This window comes from Mycobacterium sp. IDUB_9, from assembly GCF_055419505.1.
This window is the reverse complement of the sequence record NZ_JBVAXU010000001.1, coordinates 54,641-73,447: the sequence shown is the minus strand read 5'-3', so window position 1 is coordinate 73,447 and position 18,807 is coordinate 54,641. Positions and strand designations below refer to the sequence as shown.

Below are 18,807 nucleotides of genomic sequence, written 5' to 3'. Positions count from 1 at the left end.
CAGCCTAACAAGAATGTGAAGACGGCCTTTGCATTCTTAGCAGTTCGGCTACTACTGGCAGTATCGGGCTGCCTGGCATGATCGGCTCAGGCGATAGCGACTGGAGATGATCATGGCGGGTACCGCGCAGAATTCGACCACCGGGCTGAACAAGGTGATGATGCCGGTGCCCGATCCCCATCCCGACGTCTTCGACCGGGAATGGCCGCTGCGGATGGCCGATGTCGACCGCGACGGGCGGCTGCGCTTCGACGGCGCCTGCCGACACATTCAGGACATCGGCCAGGACCAACTGCGGGAGATGGGCTACGAAGACGTCCATCCCGCGTGGATCGTGCGGCGCACGATGATCGATCTGATCCGGCCCATCATCGGCGGCGACATCCTGCGGATGCGGCGGTGGTGTTCGGGAACGTCCAACCGGTGGTGCGAGATGCGGGTGCGTATCGACGGGCGCAAGGGCGGACTGATGGAGTCCGAGGCGTTCTGGATCCACATCAATCGGGAGACGCAGGGGCCTTCCCGCATCTCTGACGACTTTCTGTCCGGTCTGCGCCGCACCACCGACGAGTCCCGGCTGCGCTGGAAGTCCTACCTGAAGGCCGGCAGCCGTGAGGATGCCGCGGAGATCCGCGAATACCCGGTGCGGGTGTCCGACATCGACCTGTTCGACCACATGAACAACTCGGTGTACTGGACGGTGATCGAGGACTACCTGTACTCCCACCCCGAGCTGCTGGAGAAGCCGCTGCGGGTGACCATCGAGCACGATGCCGCGGTGGCCCTCGGCGAGAAACTCGAGATCCTGTCGCACGTCCACCCGGCCGGATCGACCGACAAATTCGGCGAAGAGCTCACCGACCGCACTGTTAGAACGCTCACATATGCCGTCGGCGACGAGACAAAAGCGATCGCCTCACTGTTCTCGCTCTGACCCCGCCAGGTTTAACAGTACGAGCGTACTGACCTGCGCCTTTGGGCTACCCGTCGGTAGCTTCTGAACCGGTACAGCCATCATATTTCTTCGCAACCTTTGCAAGTTAGCCTGGCGCTTTGGCGAAAATTGGCAGATGAAACGGGTGGACCTGCGGATATGTGCTGTGCCATCGTCGTGTGAGCACAAGAGTGAAGCTGCTCGGCGTTAACAAGTTGAAGGCGCCCAGTGGCCGAACAAGCGGACTTAACAACCGAAGGAGCAGTCCTATGTCGACCGTGGGCACCCCCAAGTCACCGGAGCAGATCCAGCACGACTGGGATCACAACCCCCGCTGGAAGGGCATCACCCGTACCTACACCCCGGCCGACGTGGTTGCCCTGCAGGGCTCCGTCGTCGAGGAGAACACCCTCGCCCGCCGCGGCTCCGAGGTGCTGTGGGAGCAGCTGCACGACATGGACTTCGTCAACGCGCTCGGCGCGCTGACCGGCAACCAGGCCGTCCAGCAGGTGCGTGCCGGCCTGAAGGCCATCTACCTGTCCGGGTGGCAGGTCGCCGGCGACGCCAACCTGTCCGGCCACACCTACCCCGACCAGAGCCTGTACCCGGCCAACTCGGTGCCGCAGGTGGTCCGCCGCATCAACAACGCGCTGATGCGTGCCGACCAGATCGCCAAGGTCGAGGGCGACACCTCGGTCGAGAACTGGCTCGCCCCGATCGTCGCCGACGGTGAGGCCGGCTTCGGTGGTGCGCTCAACGTCTACGAGCTCCAGAAGGCCATGATCGCCGCCGGCGTCGCGGGCTCGCACTGGGAAGACCAGCTGGCCTCGGAGAAGAAGTGCGGCCACCTCGGTGGCAAGGTGCTGATCCCGACCCAGCAGCACGTCCGCACCCTGACCTCGGCCCGTCTGGCCGCTGACGTCGCCGACGTGCCCACGCTGGTCATCGCCCGGACCGACGCCGAGGCCGCCACGCTGATCACCTCCGACGTCGACGAGCGGGACCGTCCGTTCATCACCGGTGAGCGCACCAAGGAAGGCTTCTACCGCGTGCAGAACGGCCTCGAGCCCTGCATCGCCCGTGCGAAGGCCTACGCGCCGTACTCGGATCTCATCTGGATGGAGACCGGCACCCCGGACCTCGAGCTCGCGAAGAAGTTCGCCGAGGGCGTCAAGAGCGAATTCCCGGACCAGATGCTGTCCTACAACTGCTCGCCGTCGTTCAACTGGAAGCAGCACCTGGACGACGACACCATCGCCAAGTTCCAGCGCGAGCTGGGCGCGATGGGCTTCAAGTTCCAGTTCATCACGCTGGCCGGCTTCCACGCCCTCAACTACTCGATGTTCGACCTGGCCCACGGCTACGCCCGCGAGCAGATGAAGGCCTACGTCGAGCTGCAGGAGCGCGAGTTCGCCGCCGAGGAGCGCGGTTACACCGCCACGAAGCACCAGCGCGAGGTCGGCGCCGGCTACTTCGACCGGATCGCCACCACCGTCGACCCGACCAGCTCGACCACCGCCCTGGCCGGTTCCACCGAAGAGGGTCAGTTCCACTAATTCCGTCGAGCAGACACAAACCTGCCGATTTCGGCCCCGAAACCGCCAGTTTTGTTGGGGGCACCTCCCGCTTGCGGGGGACTGCTCGCGGTACTGACACGGCTTGACAGCACGGGCCCCGCTCAGAATTCTTGGGCGGGGCCTGTTGCGTATCCGCGTACTGAGAAAGTGAAGTAGTGAGCAATCAAATTGAACGAGTAGGTGTGATCGGTGCCGGCCAGATGGGCGCGGGTATCGCCGAGGTGTCCGCACGAGCCGGCGTCGACGTGCTGGTGTTCGAGACCACCGACGCACTGGTCACCGCGGGCCGTAACCGCATCACCAAATCGCTCGAGCGTGCCGTCAGCTCGGGCAAGGTCACGGAGCGGGAGAAGGACGCCGCGCTGGACAAGCTGAAGTTCACCACCACGATCGACGATCTGGCCGACCGGCAACTGGTCATCGAGGCCGTGATCGAAGACGAGAACGTCAAGGCGAAGATCTTCGCCGACCTGGATCGCGTGATCACCGACCCCGACGCGGTGCTCGCCTCCAACACCTCGAGCATCCCGATCATGAAACTCGCAGCAGCTACACAGAATCCTGCCAGGGTCCTTGGCCTGCACTTTTTCAACCCGGTTCCGGTGTTGCCGCTGGTCGAATTGGTCGGCACCCTGGTGACCTCGGAAGCCGCGTCGGCGCGCGTCGAGGAATTCGCCGGCACGGTTCTCGGAAAACAGGTTGTCCGTTGTTCTGACCGGTCCGGTTTTGTGGTCAACGCGTTGCTGGTTCCCTACCTCCTGGCAGCGGTCCGGATGGTCGAGGGTGGCTTTGCCACAATCGAAGATGTCGACAAAGCAGTGGTGGCCGGGCTGTCGCATCCGATGGGGCCGCTGCGGCTGTCCGATCTGGTCGGATTGGACACCCTGAAGCTCATCGCCGACAAGATGTTTGACGAGTTCAAAGAGCCTTTGTACGCCGCGCCACCGCTCCTGTTGCGCATGGTGGAGGCGGGACAGCTGGGCAAGAAATCGGGCCAGGGCTTCTACAAGTACTGAGAAGGGCCGCGCTGGCACTATGGCCGAGGCTTAGCTAGTCTACCCACAGTAGGGCCTGCCGGCTCGCTCAATAGAGTCTGCATGTAAGAACGTATGTCGGCCCCAAACCCAACGGTCGTCAGCAGCAGAAACGCAAAGAGGTAATTTTTCGTATGTCTAACGTCGAGTCCGATCTTGCTCCGTACTACGAGGAGTCGCAGTCGATCTACGACATCTCGAATGAGTTCTTCGCCCTGTGGCTCGGTCCGACCATGGGTTACACCTGCGGTTACTACGAGCGCGAGGACATGAACCTCGAGGAGTCGCAGAACGCCAAGTTCGACCTCGCGCTGGGCAAGCTCGACCTCAAGCCGGGCATGACGCTGCTCGACATCGGCTGTGGCTGGGGTGGCGCGCTGGAGCGCGCCGTCACCAAGTTCGATGTCAACGTCATCGGCATCACGCTGAGCAAGGCTCAGTCGGAGTATGCCCGTGAGCGGCTCGCCAAGATCGACACCAACCGCAGCATCGAGATCCGGATGCAGGGCTGGGAAGAGTTCAACGAGCCCGTCGACCGCATCGTGTCGATCGGCGCGTTCGAGGCGTTCAAGCAGGAGCGTTACCCGGTGTTCTTCGAGCGGGCCTACAGCATCCTGCCGGAGAACGGCGGCCGGATGCTGCTGCACACGATCCTGGCGCACACCCAGCAGTTCTTCCGTGAGAACAACATCAAGCTGACGATCAGCGACCTGAAGTTCATGAAGTTCATCGGCGAGGAGATCTTCCCCGGTGGGCAGCTGCCTGCGGTCGAGGACATCGAGAAGCTGGCCGACGGCTCGGGCTTCAAGCTGGAGCGCACCCACCTGCTGCGGCCGCACTACGCGCGGACGCTGGACATGTGGGCGGCCAACCTCGAAGCCAAGAAGGACGAGGCCATCGCCATGCAGGGCCAGGAGGTCTACGACCGGTACATGAAGTACCTGACCGGTTGCGCCGACTTCTTCCGTCGCGGCATCACCAACATCGGCCAGTTCACGCTGGTCAAGTAGTTTCGCTCTTTCACCTCAGGCGCTTCGGATCCCAGATCCGAAGCGCCTGAGGTATTTGGAGCGTGCGCTGTCACCGCGAAATTGCACCCAGAGACAGGATCAACCCGATTCTTGGGCCTGGATTCATTCTCGGCGCAACCAGACCCGAGCGAACTCAGGCGTCCGCCAGCCGCTTCTTCTCCACCTCGACGTCGAAGTCCGCCGGCGGCCACGACATGTTGAGACCCTTGAGGGCCTCGATGAGCAGTTCGGTGATGGCGAGCCGGCTGTACCACTTCCTGTCACACGGCACGATGTGCCACGGCGCGTAGTCGGTCGACGTCTTCTCCAGCATGGCCTGGTAGGCCTCCTGGTACTTGGGCCACAGCAGTCGCTCGTCGATGTCGGCCGGGTTGTATTTCCAGTACTTCTCGGGCCGTTCGAGCCGCTCGGCCAGGCGTTCCTTCTGCTCGGCGAGTGAGACGAACATGGCCACCTTCACCAATGTGGTGCCGGCGTCGACCAATTCGCGTTCGAAGGCGTTGATCTCGTCGTAGCGGGCGCCCCAGACGTCCGGCGGTACCAGGTTGTGCACGCGGACGATCAGCACGTCCTCGTAGTGGGAACGGTCGAACACCCCGATGTGCCCGGCCGGCGGAAGGGCGTTGCGAATCCGCCACAGGTAGTGGTGGGCGCGCTCGTCCTCGGTCGGCTTGCCGAAGCTGGTGTACCGGATGCCTTGCGGATTCGCCGCTCCCACAACATGTTTGACGATGCCGCCCTTGCCGGCGGTGTCCATTCCCTGCAGGATCAGCAGAATCGAGCGGTTGTCGTCACCGCTCTTGGAACGGGCGTAGAGCATTTCCTGCAGCGAGGCCAACCTCAGATTGCGTTCGGTCTGCAGGGTGGGCGCATCGCTCTTGTTGCCCCGGAATCCCGGAGTGCCGTTGGCGTCGATGCGCGCAACCTGGTCGCCCGGACGAAAAACCAGTTGGTCATGTGGTTCGTGGGTCCACAGCGTAGGCAGGTCCTTGTCGGTCACCCGTTCAGTCAAGCAGTTGCGGCGGTAAAACCGGTGACGGGTGCGGCAGTGAGTTGAACTTCTCCAGCGAGCCGCCGACTTCGACGATGCCGCACAGTGCGTTCCAGGACAGCATGGTGAGGTAATCGATCAGGTCATCGGCGGTCATCCGCGGGTTCGACATCCACGAGTGGGTGGCCAGCTGGACCCCGCCGACGGTGTGGAACGCCCACGCCTCGGCGCCGCGGGTGTCCATGCCGGCCTGGGCCATCCGGCGGCGCAGCATCACGGCCAGCATGCGCGCGATGATCTGCTCGGAATCGGCGACGGCCTTGCTCTTGCTGGCTGAGTTGTTGGCCATCACGAACGGATAGATCTCTGGCTCGGCCGCAACGGTTTCCACGTAGACCTTGATGATCTCGCGGGTCAGGTCGAACCCGTCGAGGTTCGAGGACAGGGCCGAAGCCATATTCGGGATCAGGGTGGTCTGGGCGAACCGCATCATGACGGCGGTGGTGAGATCGTTCTTGTCGACGAAATAGCGGTACAGCACGGTCTTGGACACGCCGATCTCGGCAGCGATCTCGTCCATGCTGACGTTGCTGCCCCGGCTCCGGATTGCTTCCAGGGTGCCGTCTACCAATTCGTTGCGCCGCTCCACCTTGTGCTGGTGCCAGCGCCGTTTGCGTCCATCGGTCTTCACCGTCACCGGCGGAGTCTGTGCCACAGTCGCAGTAGTCCCATTCCCTAGTTCCACTTGATACTACGGCGAATCTGCGGATACCGGCTCCAGGGTCAGACCGTCAGTCGCCGGGATAGCGCAAGATGGAAACGTGGCACATCGAACCGACGCGGGAGTCCGCGCGCTTGCCGGCCCGCGGCAGAGTTTTGCCGAGACGCTGGCCGGTGCGGACAGCGCTGCCGACGCCGAACGCCAACGGGGTTTGCGGAGAATGAAGCTGGTTGCGCTGAGCTTCCTGGTCGGCGCAACCGTGATCTTTCTTTTGTGCACGTGGGCGCAGTCGCGGGGCGCGGCAGGGCTGGGTGCGGCGCCATGGATCGGATATGTGCGCGCGGCAGCCGAGGCGGGCATGGTCGGCGCACTTGCCGACTGGTTCGCCGTGACCGCGTTGTTCAAGCATCCGCTGGGTCTGCCGATCCCGCACACGGCCATCATCAAGCGCAAGAAGGACCAGCTGGGCGAGGGTTTGGGCATGTTCGTCCGGGAGAACTTCATGTCTCCCGAGGTGATCGCGACCAAACTGCACGATGCCCAGGTGGCGGGCCGGTTGGGCAAATGGCTGTGTGACCGTCCGCATGCCGAGCGGGTGGCCGCCGAGGCGTCGACCGTGCTGCGGGTCGGGGTCGAGATGCTGCGCGACGAAGACGTCCAGCACGTACTGGACCGGATGATCGTCAAACGCATCGCCGAGCCCAAATGGGGCCCGCCGATCGGCCGGGTGCTGTCCACACTTCTGCAGGAGGGCCGTCAGGAAGCGCTGATCCAGCTGTTGTGCGACCGGGCGTTCCAGTGGTCGCTGAACTCCGGTGAGGTGATCGAGCGGGTGATCGAGCGGGATTCGCCGACCTGGTCGCCGCGCTGGGTGGACCATCTGGTCGGTGACCGGATCCACCGGGAGCTGATGGACTTCACCGACAAGGTGCGCCGTAATCCCGACCACGAGCTGCGTCGCTCGGCCACCCGGTTCCTGTTCGAGTTCGCCGACGACTTGCAGAACGACGAGGCGACGATCCAGCGCGCCGAGAACGTCAAGGAACAGATCATGGGCCGCGACGAGGTGACGCGGGCGGCCGAAACCGCGTGGGCGGCGGCGAAGCGGATCATCCTCGAGTCGGTGGACGACCCGTCGTCGGCGCTGCGTACCCGGATCGCTGACTCGGTGATGCGCATCGGGGAGTCGCTGCGTGACGATGCCGAGCTACGCGACAAGGTCGACAGCTGGATCGTCCGGGGGGCAAAACACCTGGTCGCCGAGTATGGGACCGAGATCACAGCAATCATCACCGAGACCATCGAACGGTGGGATGCCGACGAGGCGAGCCGCCGGATCGAGCTCCATGTGGGTCGTGACCTGCAGTTCATCCGGATCAACGGCACCGTGGTGGGGTCGTTGGCGGGCCTGATCATCTACTCGATAGCCCAACTACTCTTCTGACCTGCGCTAACTAGTGCTTGCAAAAGTTAGCACCCCGTCGTAGCGTGAATTTCGTCGTTAACGGATACACGGCCTACGAGGGGAATGACATGGCGCAAGACGAAAATCTCGCGGCTGTCGTCTCCAACGCTGCGCAGGACATCGGAAGCTTCATCCGGGCCCAGCGTGAGGCGGCGCAGGTATCGGTTCGGCAGCTGGCCGAGAAGGCCGGCGTCAGCAATCCCTACCTGAGCCAGATCGAACGGGGATTGCGGAAACCGTCCGCCGACGTGCTCAACCAGATCGCGAAGGCACTTCGGGTGTCCGCGGAAGTCCTCTATGTGCGTGCCGGGATCTTGGAGCCCAGCGAGCCCAGCGAGGTCCGCGACGCCATCGTCAACGACGTGGGGATCACCGAGCGGCAAAAGCAGGTGCTGCTCGACATCTACACATCGTTCCGGCAGCAGAACGAAGCCGAAGCAGGTGAGGAGCAGACATCTGAGACGACGACTGACACCTCACCCGCTGACCGATAACCATCCGCACGAAAAGCCCACCTGAGAGAAAGGAATTCGCATGACCGAGAAGACTCAGCCCACCATCGAAGACCTCAAGGCCCCGCTGTTGGCCGCCGTCGGCGCTGCCGACCTGGCCCTGGCCACGGTCAACGAGATCGTCGCCAGCCTGCGTGAGCGTGCCGAGGATGCCCGCACCGACGCGGAGGCCCGTGTCGAGGAGAGCCGTGCCCGCCTGAACAAGCTGCAGGAAGAGCTGCCCGCCCAGTTCGGTGAGCTGCGCGAGAAGCTGAACTCCGACGAGCTGCGCAAGGCCGCCGAGGGCTACGCCGATCAGGCCACCGCGACCTACAACAAGCTGGTCGAGCGCGGCGAGGCCGCCCTCGAGCGCCTGCGTAACCAGCCGGCCATCGAAGAAGCCGCCAGCCGCGTCGAGGGCTACACCGACCAGGCCGTCGAGCTGACGCAGGATGCCCTGGGCACCGTGGCGACCCAGACCCGCGCGGTCGGCGAGCGTGCCGCCAAGCTGGTCGGCGTCGAGCTGCCGAAGAAGAAGGCGGAAGCGCCCGCTGCTGCCGCCCCCGCCAAGAAGGCTCCCGCCAAGAAGGCCCCGGCTGCTCCGGCCAAGAAGGCTGCCACCCCGGCCGCCAAGAAGACCACGGCCGCTCCGGCCAAGAAGGTCACCCAGAAGTAGTAACGGTGTTGAGGGCGGGCGCAACGCCCGCCGCTCGACGCTGATGATGACGCCCGCATAGGCTGGTGAGGTGCAACTCGCCAACCTTGCGGGCGTCATTGTCTTTGCGCTCGTCGTCGTCGTCTTCTGCGTGGGTGTCTACGCCCTCGTACACGCTGCTGTGCAGCGCCCCGATGCCTATACCGCTACCGGCAAGCTGACCAAGCCGGTATGGCTGGCCATCCTCGGGGTGGGCCTGCTGCTGGCGGTGCTGCTGCGCGACTTCGGCGCCGTCATCTCCGCCTGCGCCACCGGCGTCTATCTCGTCGACGTGCGGCCCAAACTGCTCGAGATCCAGGGAAAGTCGCGCTGACCCGATGCGTTCGTCGCCGGCCGCGCTCGGCGCGGTATGTCTCGCGCTGGGCGCGGCACTGACCTGGGCCCCCGCCGCTGCTGCCGACCCTGTCCCGGGCTCCACGGACCACGTCTATGTCGATCACGTCGAATGGGCCAAATGGGGCGACCTGTCCAGCCTGCGCGTCTATCCCACTGACGCCGCCCGGGCGCTGACCCACCAGCCGGGCAGCGCCGCAGAGGCCGACCAGGCCTGGGCCGAGGTGCTGGCACAGTCCCCAGATGCCGACCTCCCCGGGATGCGTGAGCAGTTCCTGTGCCACTGGACGTTCGCCGAACTCGCCGAACCCGGTAAGACCAGCTGGAATCTGGAGCCGTGGCGGCCCGAGGTCGCCCGCGAGGTGCTGCTGGCCAGCGGGTGCAATCCCGGCGGCAGCGAGGAACCGTTCTGATGGGCAGTTACACCCGTGCACAGGTAGCCGCCCTGGTCGATCACACCCTGCTCAAGCCGGAGGCCACCGTGGCCGACGTCGCGAAACTGGTGGCCGAGGGCGCCGACCTCGGGGTGTTCTCGGTGTGCGTGTCCCCGACGCTGGTGGCTGCCGCGGCCGGGGTCGCCCCGTCCGGCCTGGCAGTGGCGGCGGTGTCCGGCTTCCCGTCGGGCAAACACCTGGCCGAGATCAAGGCCCGCGAATCGCAACTGGCCGTGACTGCGGGCGCCGCCGAGATCGACATGGTGATCGACGTCGGGGCCGCGCTGGCCGGTGACCTGGAGATCACCGCCGCCGAGGTCGCCGCGGTGCGCGCTGCCGTACCCGGTTCCACGCTCAAGGTCATCGTCGAATCCGCGGCGCTGCTGGAGTTCGCCGGCGAGGCGTTGCTGCAGGACGTCTGCCGGGCCGCCGTGGGCGCCGGGGCCGACTTCGTCAAAACCTCCACCGGCTTCCATCCCAGCGGAGGCGCCTCCGCCCGCGCCGTCGAACTGATGGCGCGCGCGGTGGGCGACGGTATCGGCGTCAAGGCGAGCGGCGGCATCCGCACTGCCGAGGCGGCCGTGGCGATGCTCGACGCCGGGGCCACCCGGCTCGGCCTGTCGGGCACCAGAGCAGTGCTCGACGGCCTCACCGAAACCTAGAGCTTGTCGAAGCAGGGGTCCTCGGTGGCCTTGGGCATCGACGCATTCGTGGTGGAGAACTTCGCCACCACGCCGCTGTCGGTGACCTGCACGCTGTCGGCGTGGATCCCCATCGGGTAGTTCTCGGTCAGCTGGGCGGTGAACTTGTCCAGGATCGGCTGCAGGGTCTCCCGCGGCCAGGACAGGCCGATGGCGCTCAGGTCGACGATCTGCAGCGAGATGCCCTTGTTGACCACCGTGGGCTTGGCCGTGATGGTGCCGAGCATGCCCTTGAGCTCGATCGTCCCGTTGGACGGATTGGTCCGCACATCGGAGATGGCCGAGCCGATGAACGGCAACTGGACCATGTCTGCCACGGTCTGGCGGATGCCGTCGGTGTTCCAGGTGATGTCGGCGACCAGTGAGCCCACGGTGCCGCTGGCGTCAGCGGTCTCCTTGATGCGCACATCCTCGATGCCCAGCTTGACCTTCATGCCCTTGGCGTCGCGGATCTGGTTGCCCGCGGTCTCGATGTTGATGTTCGTGTAGTGCCCCGTCACGTGCTGCATCAGGAATGGCGGCAGCGGGTCGAATGAGGCCGTGGCGCCGTCATCAACGATGCATCCCACGATCGAGGCGACGATCTTGTCGGCCCGGCTGCGGGCATACAGCTCGCCGCCGAGCACACCCGCGGCGACCAGGGCCACCACGATCACGAAGACCAGCACCACCGACAACGGATCCGACAGCAGCTTCTTGACCTTCGCCAGTGCCGACGTGTCCTGCGGGGCCGGAGCGTCGGGGGATGGCTGCTGAGGCTGCTGAGGCTGGTCAGGCGGGGGCGGCTGCGGTGGCTGCTCCGCCGAAGGCGCCGGCGGGGACTGGTCGGTTGGGCGAGCCCAGGGATCGGTCACCCCAGCGATTGTGCCTTACCGAACTGAGCGAACTGTGAGCGGTTCTGCAGCACCGCGATGGTGTCCCGGACCTGGTTGGCGGCATCGAGGTCGACGTCGAAGACCAGCAACTCGCTCTCGCCGCCGGCCGTGGCCAGAACCTCCCCGGTGGGGGAGGTCACCAGACTGCCGCCGACGCCCGTCGGCCCGGCCTTGGCGATCTCATCACCCGGATAGGCCTGGTCCACCGCGGCGATGAATCCGGTGGTGTCCAGGGCCCGGGCCCGGGCCAGCAGGGTCCACTGCTCCAGCTTGCCGGGCCCGGATCCCCACGAGGCGTGCACGGTGATCAGCTGGGCGCCGCGCCGGGCCAGCTCCACGTAGAGCTCCGGGAACCGGATGTCGTAGCAGGTGGTCAGGCCGACGGTGACCCCGTCGACGGTGATGGTCACCGGCTCGAAACCCGGTGCGACAGTGCGTGATTCGGCGAACCCGAAGGCGTCGTAGAGATGGATCTTGTGGTAGTGCGCGTCCACCCCGGGTCCGGTCGCGATCAGGGTGTTGGTGACCCGCCCGTCCTGGCTGGGGGCGAACATCCCGGCCACCACGACGACCCCGGCCTGTGCGGCGATCTCGCGCACCGCCTTCGCCCACGGTCCGTCGAGGTCCTCGGCGACGGGACCCAGTGGCACCCCGAACCGGCACATCGTGGCCTCGGGGAACAACACCAACCGGGCGCCGTCGGCGGCGGCGCGCCGGGTGTACTCATCGACCAGGGCCAAATTCGACGACGGGTCGGTGCCGGTGGCGATCTGCGCCAGGGCAATTCGCATGCGGTTCAGCTTACTGGCGCCACGGCCGCCCACGGGACTGTGAGCACCCCGTCACGCAACCGGCGGCGCGCCGCGGCGACGGGGAAACCGTCTGCGCGCAACAGATCCACCATGGCCCGCCAGCGCACCCGCGGGCCGAACACGCCGTGTCCGGCAGCACTCGCCCAGGCCCGGTCGGCGGCGCTCAGGAGTGCGTGGACCGGCTGTCCTTCGACGTTGTGGTGGATCAGCACCTTGGGCAGCCGTTCGGCCAGATCCGACGGCCGCTCGATGCTGAACGGGTCGCACGCCAGCGTCAGGCTCACCGGCCCGTCGGCATCCAGCAGCACCCAGCAGCATCTGCGGCCCAGCTCGTCGCACGTTCCGTCGACGATCAGCCCACCGGGAGCGAGCCGGCGCGACATCGTCGCCCACGCTTCGGGCACTGCCTCGACCGGGTACTGACGCAACACGTTGAACGCCCGCACCAGCACGGGACGCAGCCCGGCCAACTCGAACCCGCCGAGGGCGAAGTGCACGTCGCTGCCGCCGGCCATCGCCCGGGCGGTGGCCACGCGTTCGGGGTGGATCTCCAGGCCGACGACGCGCACGTCGGGACGCAGCGATTGCAGCCGCGCCGCCAATTCGAGCGTGGTCACCGGCAGCGCGCCGTACCCGAGGTCGACCACGAGCGGATCGGCCGCGGCCCGCAACACGCTGCGCACCCGCGGCGAGTGCACCAGCCAACGGTCGCTGCGGCGCAGCCGGTTGTACCCGGTGGTGCCGCGGGTGACCGCCCCGACGGGCCTAGACGTGCTCGGCGATCCATTCAGCGGTGAACGCCCCCTCGATGGTGAACACGTCGTTTACGGACTGCAGGACCAGGTCTTCGAGCTTGCCCCCGACCAGGGGCATCGGCACCTTGCACGTGCTTTCGGCCTGCAGTCGGCTGCCCGCTGAGACCCCGGTGAGCACATAACGGCCATCGAGCCGGCCCGGTGCGTGTGAAACCGACGCGGTGTAGTGGCCGTTCGCGCCGTTCGGATCGAAGGGGCCGAAATACTGCTTACGGGTGATGGCGAGGTCGAGCGGAATCACCGACCGCAGGATCGCGGGCAACTCCGCGCGCGGCAGAACCTGCCGGAACTCGACCGCGATCCCGCCCTCGTCGGAGCTGAAGGCGGTGATGTCGGATTTTCCGGGCGTCAGGTCGTCGTACCGGTCCATCAGGGCCTGCCAGTACGCGCCGGTTGCGTACACGGCGTAGATCGTTTCGGCGGGTGCGTCGAACGACATCGTCGACTGCCGGGAGCGGCTCATGGCTACCGAAGGTACCGGCGGGGTCAGCCGCGATCGGTGATCCACACCGACGTGAACCGTTGCTCGGCGGTCAACAGGTCGACCAGCTGCGCGCCGATGAAACTCTCGATCTTGCCGCCGACGAGCGGCACTCTCACCTCGACCGTGATGTGCACCGACAGCCGGGACCCGCCGCCGGTCGTGGCGAGCGTCGCGGTTCCGGACAGGGACACCGGCGCCCCGGTGACGGAGCCCTGCACCGTGCCGTGAGATACGCCGTCTCGGATCGGCTCCCAATGCTCCTCGCGCCGGATGTGTAGATCGCCGCGGTGAAACTGCGACACCAGCCCGGGCAGCCGGCCTGCGCGCAGGATCTGCGTGGTGGCCGCCTCGATATCGCCGTCGTCGGTCACGGTCAGGGCGTCGAGCGCGGTTTGGTCGGCCCCCGAATCGGCAAGCCGTGCCAGCCAATACCGTTCGTCGGCGAATGCCCGGTGGACCTGTTCGACGCCGGCTTCGTAGTCGGTGGCCATGTCGAATGATCGCGGCATAGCTGGTCAGGCTACCGTTACGGCCCGTGGTCAGTTCGTATGTTGCCGGTGTCGCGATCGCCGAGTCGGTTGCGCTGGCCCCGCTGACCACGCTGCGGGTCGGTCCGGTGGCGCGCAGGGTGCTCACCTGCACCAGCACCGATCAGCTCATCGATGTCCTGCGGGCGGTATCCGACCCCATCCTGGTGCTCGCCGGCGGATCCAACGTGGTGCTGGCCGACGACCTCTCCGACACGATGCCGGACCTCACCGTGGTGCGCGTGGCCAACACCGCGATCACGGTCGAGGGCGACCTGGTGCGCGCCGAGGCCGGCGCCGTGTTCGACGACGTCGTCGTCGCCTCGCTGCAGCACGGGCTGGGCGGGCTCGAATGTCTGTCCGGGATACCGGGATCGGCCGGGGCCACCCCGGTGCAGAACGTGGGTGCGTACGGGGCCGAGGTCGCCGACACCATCAGCCGGGTCCGGCTCCTCGACCGGCGCACGGGTGAAGTCCGTTGGGCCGCACCGGAAGAGCTCAAGTTCGGCTACCGCACCAGCATCCTCAAACGCTCCGACGCCGTCATCGTGCTCGAAGTCGAGTTCGCCTTGAATGCGGATGGGGCCCCGGACCGGCGAAGTGCACCGCTGCGTTACCGCGAACTGGCCACCGCGCTCGGTGTCGAACCGGGGGAGCGGGCCGACCCGATGCGTGTTCGCCAGGCCGTGCTGCAGTTGCGTGCCGGCAAAGGGATGGTGCTCGACGCGCAAGACCATGACACGTGGAGCGTCGGGTCGTTCTTCACCAACCCCGTGGTGTCGCAGGCCGAGTTCGAGCGGGTCGAGGCCATGTTCCGGGCGGGCCGGGCGGTCCGGGCGGGCGGGGCTGACCCGGAAGCGGCGGCCGGACAGGTGCCTCATTACCCCGCGCCCGACGGCGTCAAGCTCGCGGCGGGCTGGCTCGTCGAACACGCCGGGTTCGGCAAGGGGTACCCCGGTGACGGTGCTCCCGCGCGGCTTTCCACCAAGCATGCCCTGGCTCTGACCAATCGTGGCGAGGCGAACACTGCCGATGTGATTGCCCTGGCCAGAGCGGTGCAGGCGGGTGTTTTGGACCGCTTCGGGATCATGCTGCACCCCGAACCGATTCTGATTGGGTGCGATCTATCAGTACCCTAGGTCCACGTGAGCCCTGGCGGTGATATAGAGGCGGATGCGCCGTTGTTCAATCGGCGGCGTGCCCTGACGGTGTTGACCGTCGGAGTGGGTGCCGGACTGTTGGCTGCCTGCTCGCGAGAATCGTCCGTCTCCGCCCCTGAGGCCGAGCGGACCGCGGCGCCGACGGTGACCTACGAGCCTGCCGCCGACTCCGAGGACGTGCTGCCGACGGCGCCGGTCGGTGTGAAGGTCGAGAACGGTGTGTTCCAGCGCGTCAGCCTGACCAATGCCAACGGCAAGGTCGTCGCCGGCAAATTCAACAGTGACCGCACGGCGTTCACTGCCACCGAACCGCTTGGCTACGAATCCACCTACACGTGGGCGGGATCCGTGGTGGGGCAGGACGGCAAGGCCGAGTCCGTACAGGGCAAGTTCTCCACCGTCGCCCCGCAGAAACAGGTCAACGGTCAGTTCCAGCTTGCCGACGGCCAGGTTGTCGGCGTGGCCGCGCCGATCATCCTGCAGTTCGACGCCGCGATCGACGACAAGTACCGGGCGACCGTCGAAAAAGCGCTTCAGGTGACCACCACGCCGTCCGTAGAGGGCAGTTGGGCATGGCTGCCCGACGAGGCCGGGGGCTCGCGCGTGCACTGGCGCACCCGGGAGTACTACCCGACCGGAACCAAGGTGAGCGTCAAGGCGCCGCTGTACGGCGTCAGCTTCGGTGACGGTGCCTACGGTGCGGCCGACTCGACGCTCGACTTCGAGATCGGACGCCGCCAGGTGGTCAAGGCCGAGGCCTCCAGCCACCGCATCCAGGTGCTCGACGGATCCGGCGCGGTGATCATGGACTTCGCCTGCAGCTACGGGGAGGGCGACCTGGACCGCAACGTCACGCGCAGCGGCATCCACGTGGTCACCGAGAAGTACGAGGACTTCTGGATGACCAACCCCGCCGCCGGGTACAGCAATGTGCACGAACGTTTCGCGGTGCGGATCTCCAACAACGGCGAGTTCATCCACTGCAACCCGAACAGCATCGGTTCGCAGGGCAACACCAACGTGACCAACGGCTGCATCAACCTGAACCTGGAGAACTCCCAGCAGTACTTCAACAGCGCGATGTACGGGGATCCGGTCGAGGTGACCGGTACCCGGATCGAGCTGTCCTACGCCGACGGCGATATCTGGGACTGGGCGGTGGACTGGAACGAGTGGAAGTCCATGTCGGCGCTGTCCACGCAGGATTCGCCCACGAATCTGCCTGCATCGGCCCCGGCGACGCCGACGGACGCTCCGACATTGTCCGGCACGCCCACGACCACGACCCCGCCGAAGCCCACGCCGGGCGGTTAGCCGTTCGCCGTTTTCGACTTGAGGGTCGCTAACCCGCGAAGAAGCGCAGCCGTGATGTCGAAATCGGCGAGCAGCCGACGACGAGGAACCTTCGGTGCATCACACCCGGCGATTGAACCTTCCGTGCGGCGCCTGATCACGCGGACGGATCACGATCTGGTCGAGATTGACGTGTGAGGGTCGCGACGCGACGAACCCGATCACCTCGGCGACATCCTCGGCCACCATCGGGGTGATGCCGCGGTACACGTTGTCGGCCCGCTCCTGGTCTCCGTCGAAGCGCACCAGCGAGAACTCGGTCTCCACCGCACCCGGTGCAATCTCGGTGAGCCGCACCGGTTTTCCGAGAAGCTCGCCGCGCAGCGTGCGGTGCAGGGCGCCCTGGGCGTGTTTGGCCGCGGAGTATCCCGAGCCGCCGTCATAGGTCTCGAATGCCGCGATCGAGGTGACGGTGACGATCAGCCCGTCGCCGGAGGCGATGAGCTTGGGTAGCAGCGCCCGGGAGACCCGCAGTGTGCCCAGCACGTTGGTTTCCCACATCCACTGCCAATGCTCCAGGTCAGCGTCCAGGACGGATTCCAGCCCGCGGGCCCCGCCGGCGTTGTTCACCAGCACATCCACCCGGTTCAGCTGCGCCGCCAAGGCGTCGACGGCGTCCTGGTCAGTGACGTCCGCCACAATCGCGGTGCCGCCGATCTCCTCGGCCAGCGCCTGGACCCGATCAGCTCGACGGGCCGCACAGATAACGTGAAAACCTAGGGCGGCAAGGGATCTGGCCGTCGCGGCACCGATTCCGGCGCTGGCGCCGGTAACCACTGCCACTCGCGTGTCTGACTGTGGTGTCGTCATCTGCCCAACATTAGATGGCGTGCTAAGTTCTTCGTGTGTCCGGAAGTCTCCAGTCCCGCTTCGCGCGGCGTGCGTGTTGTTGTTGCGCACCCCGCCGCGCCTGACTGAACCCGGACACCGTTTTCCCGTCCTGCTGAGTCGCCAGGTGTGGTCTCTCCCCACCAGCCGACAACCAGTAAGGACCATTCACGTGACCACCGCCATCGCCGCTCCCCTTCGGAAGCGCTCCAGTAACTCCTCGGCTTCCTCTGCTTCGTCGGGTGCCCGGTCGCTGTCGGCGGCCTCGCGCTACCCGCAGTCGCGGCTGCTGCACATCGTCGCCCCGTCGCTGAAGGTGCCCGACGCCGCCGCGGCATCGGTCTTCAGTGCCATCCGCACCCGCGGGCCCATCGCCAGGGATGCCATCGCACAGCTCACGCAGTTGAGCATCGCGACCGTCAACCGTCAGGTCACTGCACTTCTGGAAGCCGGAATCCTGCGTGAGCGCGCCGATCTCGCGGTTTCCGGGGCCATCGGACGGCCCCGCGTGCCCGTCGAGGTCAACCACGAGCCTTACCTGACGCTCGGCATCCACATCGGTGCGCGCACCACCAGCATCGTCGCCACCGACCTGTTCGGTCGCACTCTCGACGTGGTCGAGACGCCAACCCCGTCGGGATCCCAGTCCGCGGCGTTGGCCACGTTGGCCTCCAGCGCCCGCCGGTACCTGAGCCGCTGGCACCGTCGTCGTCCACTGTGGGTCGGGGTGGCCGCCGGTGGCGTCGTCGACAGTGCCACCGGGTATCTCGATCATCCGCGGCTGGGCTGGGTCGATGCCCCGGTGGGCCCGGTGCTCGCCGAAGCGCTGGCGTTGCCGGTGTCGGTCGCCTCGCACGTGGATGCGATGGCCGGCGCCGAACTGCTGCTGGGGGGACGGCGTTCCTCCCCGGAGTCCGCCGGCGCTCCGGCACGGACCAGCCTTTACGTCTACGCCCGCGAGACCGTCGGCTACGCGCTGTCGATCGACGGACGCGTGCACTCCCCGGCCAGCGGGCCCGGCACGATCGCGGGCCTGCCCGCGCAATCCGAATTGCTCGGCGGTTCAGGGCAACTGGAATCCACCGTGAGTGACGAAGCGGTGCTCAACGCGGCCCGCAAGCTGCGGATCGTCCCGGCCGACGGCCCGTCCTCGACGCTGTCGACGGTGCTGCGCGTAGCCCGGCAGGGCGGTTCGGAATCCGGGGAGAAGGCCCGCGAGCTGCTGGCGGACCGGGCCCGGGTGCTCGGCGAGGCCGTGGCGTTGCTGCGCGATCTGCTCAACCCCGACGATCTGGTGCTCGGTGGCCAGGCCTTCACCGAATACCCCGAAGGCCTGCCCGTCGTGGAGGACGCTGTCACGCGCCGCTCGGTGCTGGGCCCCCGTGATATCCGGCTGACGGCCTTCGGCAACCGGGTTCAGGAGGCCAGTGCCGGCATTGTTTCGCTAGGCGGCCTGTATGCGGATCCGATCGGCGCCATGCGGCGCGCTCAAACCCGCCGATCGGCGGCGGTGTAGACATGTCTTT

The 18,807-nt window shown here is 66.4% G+C and carries 21 protein-coding genes; 13 read left to right on the top strand and 8 right to left on the bottom strand.

What is annotated here, in order from left to right; genetic code table 11:
• The first annotated feature begins 112 nt into the window (after positions 1-112).
• The 4 genes from ACZY08_RS00440 to ACZY08_RS00425 all read left to right on the top strand — a co-directional run bounded on the left by ACZY08_RS00440 (position 113) and on the right by ACZY08_RS00425 (position 4,555).
• Positions 113-934 carry an acyl-ACP thioesterase domain-containing protein gene (locus ACZY08_RS00440; RefSeq protein WP_463742651.1) on the top strand — a complete coding sequence of 274 codons (822 nt, stop codon included), beginning with the start codon at positions 113-115 and terminating at the stop codon, positions 932-934.
• Positions 935-1,203: 269 nt separating this feature from the next.
• Positions 1,204-2,490 carry an isocitrate lyase gene (gene aceA / locus ACZY08_RS00435; RefSeq protein ID WP_463742650.1) on the top strand — a complete coding sequence of 429 codons (1,287 nt, stop codon included), beginning with the start codon at positions 1,204-1,206 and terminating at the stop codon, positions 2,488-2,490.
• A gap of 176 nt (positions 2,491-2,666) precedes the next feature.
• The gene (locus ACZY08_RS00430) at positions 2,667-3,527 is read left to right on the top strand and encodes a 3-hydroxybutyryl-CoA dehydrogenase (RefSeq protein ID WP_463742649.1); all 861 of its coding nucleotides are present in this window, start codon (positions 2,667-2,669) and stop codon (positions 3,525-3,527) included.
• Positions 3,528-3,679: 152 nt separating this feature from the next.
• The gene (locus ACZY08_RS00425; RefSeq protein ID WP_463742648.1) at positions 3,680-4,555 is read left to right on the top strand and encodes a cyclopropane mycolic acid synthase family methyltransferase; all 876 of its coding nucleotides are present in this window, start codon (positions 3,680-3,682) and stop codon (positions 4,553-4,555) included.
• 154 nt (positions 4,556-4,709) lie between these two features.
• Here ACZY08_RS00425 and ACZY08_RS00420 read toward each other — a convergent pair whose 3' ends face one another.
• Together ACZY08_RS00420 and ACZY08_RS00415 are read right to left on the bottom strand one after the other, a co-directional pair.
• A complete protein-coding gene (locus ACZY08_RS00420; protein ID WP_463742647.1) occupies positions 4,710-5,576 on the bottom strand; it encodes a polyphosphate kinase 2 family protein in 867 nt (288 codons plus the stop codon).
• A 4-nt stretch (positions 5,577-5,580) separates the two neighbouring features.
• Positions 5,581-6,282 (bottom strand): TetR/AcrR family transcriptional regulator, encoded by a 702-nt coding sequence (locus tag ACZY08_RS00415; RefSeq protein WP_039314381.1) that lies wholly within the window; start codon positions 6,280-6,282, stop codon positions 5,581-5,583.
• A 106-nt stretch (positions 6,283-6,388) separates the two neighbouring features.
• On the opposite strand from ACZY08_RS00415, the gene ACZY08_RS00410 reads away from it, so the two are divergent.
• The 6 genes from ACZY08_RS00410 (at position 6,389) to deoC (ending at position 10,388) form a co-directional block, all read left to right on the top strand.
• Positions 6,389-7,732, top strand: a complete 1,344-nt coding sequence (locus tag ACZY08_RS00410) for a DUF445 domain-containing protein (protein ID WP_463742646.1) — start codon at positions 6,389-6,391, stop codon at positions 7,730-7,732.
• 89 nt (positions 7,733-7,821) lie between these two features.
• Positions 7,822-8,247 (top strand): helix-turn-helix domain-containing protein, encoded by a 426-nt coding sequence (locus ACZY08_RS00405; protein WP_463742645.1) that lies wholly within the window; start codon positions 7,822-7,824, stop codon positions 8,245-8,247.
• 40 nt (positions 8,248-8,287) lie between these two features.
• The gene (locus tag ACZY08_RS00400; protein ID WP_463742644.1) at positions 8,288-8,920 is read left to right on the top strand and encodes a heparin-binding hemagglutinin; all 633 of its coding nucleotides are present in this window, start codon (positions 8,288-8,290) and stop codon (positions 8,918-8,920) included.
• A gap of 70 nt (positions 8,921-8,990) precedes the next feature.
• Complete coding sequence (locus ACZY08_RS00395) at positions 8,991-9,272, top strand: DUF2516 family protein (RefSeq protein WP_463742643.1); 282 nt, start codon at positions 8,991-8,993, stop codon at positions 9,270-9,272.
• A 4-nt stretch (positions 9,273-9,276) separates the two neighbouring features.
• On the top strand, positions 9,277-9,705 hold the full coding sequence (locus ACZY08_RS00390) for a DUF2599 domain-containing protein (protein WP_463742642.1): 429 nt from the start codon (positions 9,277-9,279) through the stop codon (positions 9,703-9,705).
• Positions 9,705-10,388, top strand: coding sequence for a deoxyribose-phosphate aldolase (deoC, locus tag ACZY08_RS00385; RefSeq protein ID WP_463742641.1), 684 nt, complete (start codon positions 9,705-9,707; stop codon positions 10,386-10,388). The genes ACZY08_RS00390 and deoC overlap by 1 nt, the downstream gene beginning before the upstream one ends.
• On the opposite strand, the gene ACZY08_RS00380 is transcribed toward deoC, so the two are convergent.
• The 5 genes from ACZY08_RS00380 to ACZY08_RS00360 are packed head-to-tail and all read right to left on the bottom strand — an operon-like array spanning position 10,385 to position 13,922.
• The gene (locus tag ACZY08_RS00380) at positions 10,385-11,281 is read right to left on the bottom strand and encodes an LmeA family phospholipid-binding protein (RefSeq protein ID WP_463742640.1); all 897 of its coding nucleotides are present in this window, start codon (positions 11,279-11,281) and stop codon (positions 10,385-10,387) included. The two genes, deoC and ACZY08_RS00380, sit on opposite strands and share 4 nt — an antisense overlap.
• Positions 11,278-12,093, bottom strand: a complete 816-nt coding sequence (locus tag ACZY08_RS00375) for a carbon-nitrogen hydrolase family protein (RefSeq protein ID WP_463742639.1) — start codon at positions 12,091-12,093, stop codon at positions 11,278-11,280. Before ACZY08_RS00375 ends, ACZY08_RS00380 begins: the two co-directional genes overlap by 4 nt.
• 5 nt (positions 12,094-12,098) lie before the next feature.
• Positions 12,099-12,905, bottom strand: coding sequence for a methyltransferase domain-containing protein (locus ACZY08_RS00370; RefSeq protein ID WP_463744092.1), 807 nt, complete (start codon positions 12,903-12,905; stop codon positions 12,099-12,101).
• Complete coding sequence (locus ACZY08_RS00365) at positions 12,880-13,392, bottom strand: DUF2505 domain-containing protein (protein ID WP_463742638.1); 513 nt, start codon at positions 13,390-13,392, stop codon at positions 12,880-12,882. Before ACZY08_RS00365 ends, ACZY08_RS00370 begins: the two co-directional genes overlap by 26 nt.
• Positions 13,393-13,415: 23 nt before the next feature.
• The gene (locus tag ACZY08_RS00360; protein ID WP_463742637.1) at positions 13,416-13,922 is read right to left on the bottom strand and encodes a DUF2505 domain-containing protein; all 507 of its coding nucleotides are present in this window, start codon (positions 13,920-13,922) and stop codon (positions 13,416-13,418) included.
• Positions 13,923-13,948: 26 nt separating this feature from the next.
• Between ACZY08_RS00360 and ACZY08_RS00355 the strand changes: the two genes are divergently transcribed.
• Positions 13,949-15,079 carry a UDP-N-acetylmuramate dehydrogenase gene (locus tag ACZY08_RS00355; RefSeq protein WP_463742636.1) on the top strand — a complete coding sequence of 377 codons (1,131 nt, stop codon included), beginning with the start codon at positions 13,949-13,951 and terminating at the stop codon, positions 15,077-15,079.
• 6 nt (positions 15,080-15,085) lie between these two features.
• Entirely contained in the window at positions 15,086-16,414 is a 1,329-nt protein-coding gene (locus ACZY08_RS00350) for a L,D-transpeptidase (RefSeq protein WP_463742635.1), read from the top strand.
• 99 nt (positions 16,415-16,513) lie between these two features.
• Here ACZY08_RS00350 and ACZY08_RS00345 read toward each other — a convergent pair whose 3' ends face one another.
• Complete coding sequence (locus ACZY08_RS00345) at positions 16,514-17,263, bottom strand: SDR family NAD(P)-dependent oxidoreductase (protein WP_463742634.1); 750 nt, start codon at positions 17,261-17,263, stop codon at positions 16,514-16,516.
• A gap of 271 nt (positions 17,264-17,534) precedes the next feature.
• Here ACZY08_RS00345 and ACZY08_RS00340 point away from each other — a divergent pair, with 271 nt between their 5' ends.
• Positions 17,535-18,797 carry an ROK family protein gene (locus tag ACZY08_RS00340; RefSeq protein WP_463744091.1) on the top strand — a complete coding sequence of 421 codons (1,263 nt, stop codon included), beginning with the start codon at positions 17,535-17,537 and terminating at the stop codon, positions 18,795-18,797.
• Positions 18,798-18,807 lie beyond the last annotated feature (10 nt).

What these genes read in the sequence shown, in the direction of transcription:
- deoC (WP_463742641.1), top strand. Translation starts at nt 9,705, where the DNA reads ATGGGCAGTTACACCCGTGCACAGGTAGCCGCCCTGGTCGATCACACC.
- ACZY08_RS00400 (WP_463742644.1), top strand. Translation starts at nt 8,288, where the DNA reads ATGACCGAGAAGACTCAGCCCACCATCGAAGACCTCAAGGCCCCGCTG.
- ACZY08_RS00425 (WP_463742648.1), top strand. Translation starts at nt 3,680, where the DNA reads ATGTCTAACGTCGAGTCCGATCTTGCTCCGTACTACGAGGAGTCGCAG.
- ACZY08_RS00390 (WP_463742642.1), top strand. Translation starts at nt 9,277, where the DNA reads ATGCGTTCGTCGCCGGCCGCGCTCGGCGCGGTATGTCTCGCGCTGGGC.
- ACZY08_RS00375 (WP_463742639.1), bottom strand. Translation starts at nt 12,093, where the DNA reads ATGCGAATTGCCCTGGCGCAGATCGCCACCGGCACCGACCCGTCGTCG.
- ACZY08_RS00405 (WP_463742645.1), top strand. Translation starts at nt 7,822, where the DNA reads ATGGCGCAAGACGAAAATCTCGCGGCTGTCGTCTCCAACGCTGCGCAG.
- aceA (WP_463742650.1), top strand. Translation starts at nt 1,204, where the DNA reads ATGTCGACCGTGGGCACCCCCAAGTCACCGGAGCAGATCCAGCACGAC.
- ACZY08_RS00360 (WP_463742637.1), bottom strand. Translation starts at nt 13,922, where the DNA reads ATGCCGCGATCATTCGACATGGCCACCGACTACGAAGCCGGCGTCGAA.
- ACZY08_RS00440 (WP_463742651.1), top strand. Translation starts at nt 113, where the DNA reads ATGGCGGGTACCGCGCAGAATTCGACCACCGGGCTGAACAAGGTGATG.
- ACZY08_RS00365 (WP_463742638.1), bottom strand. Translation starts at nt 13,392, where the DNA reads ATGAGCCGCTCCCGGCAGTCGACGATGTCGTTCGACGCACCCGCCGAA.
- ACZY08_RS00345 (WP_463742634.1), bottom strand. Translation starts at nt 17,263, where the DNA reads ATGACGACACCACAGTCAGACACGCGAGTGGCAGTGGTTACCGGCGCC.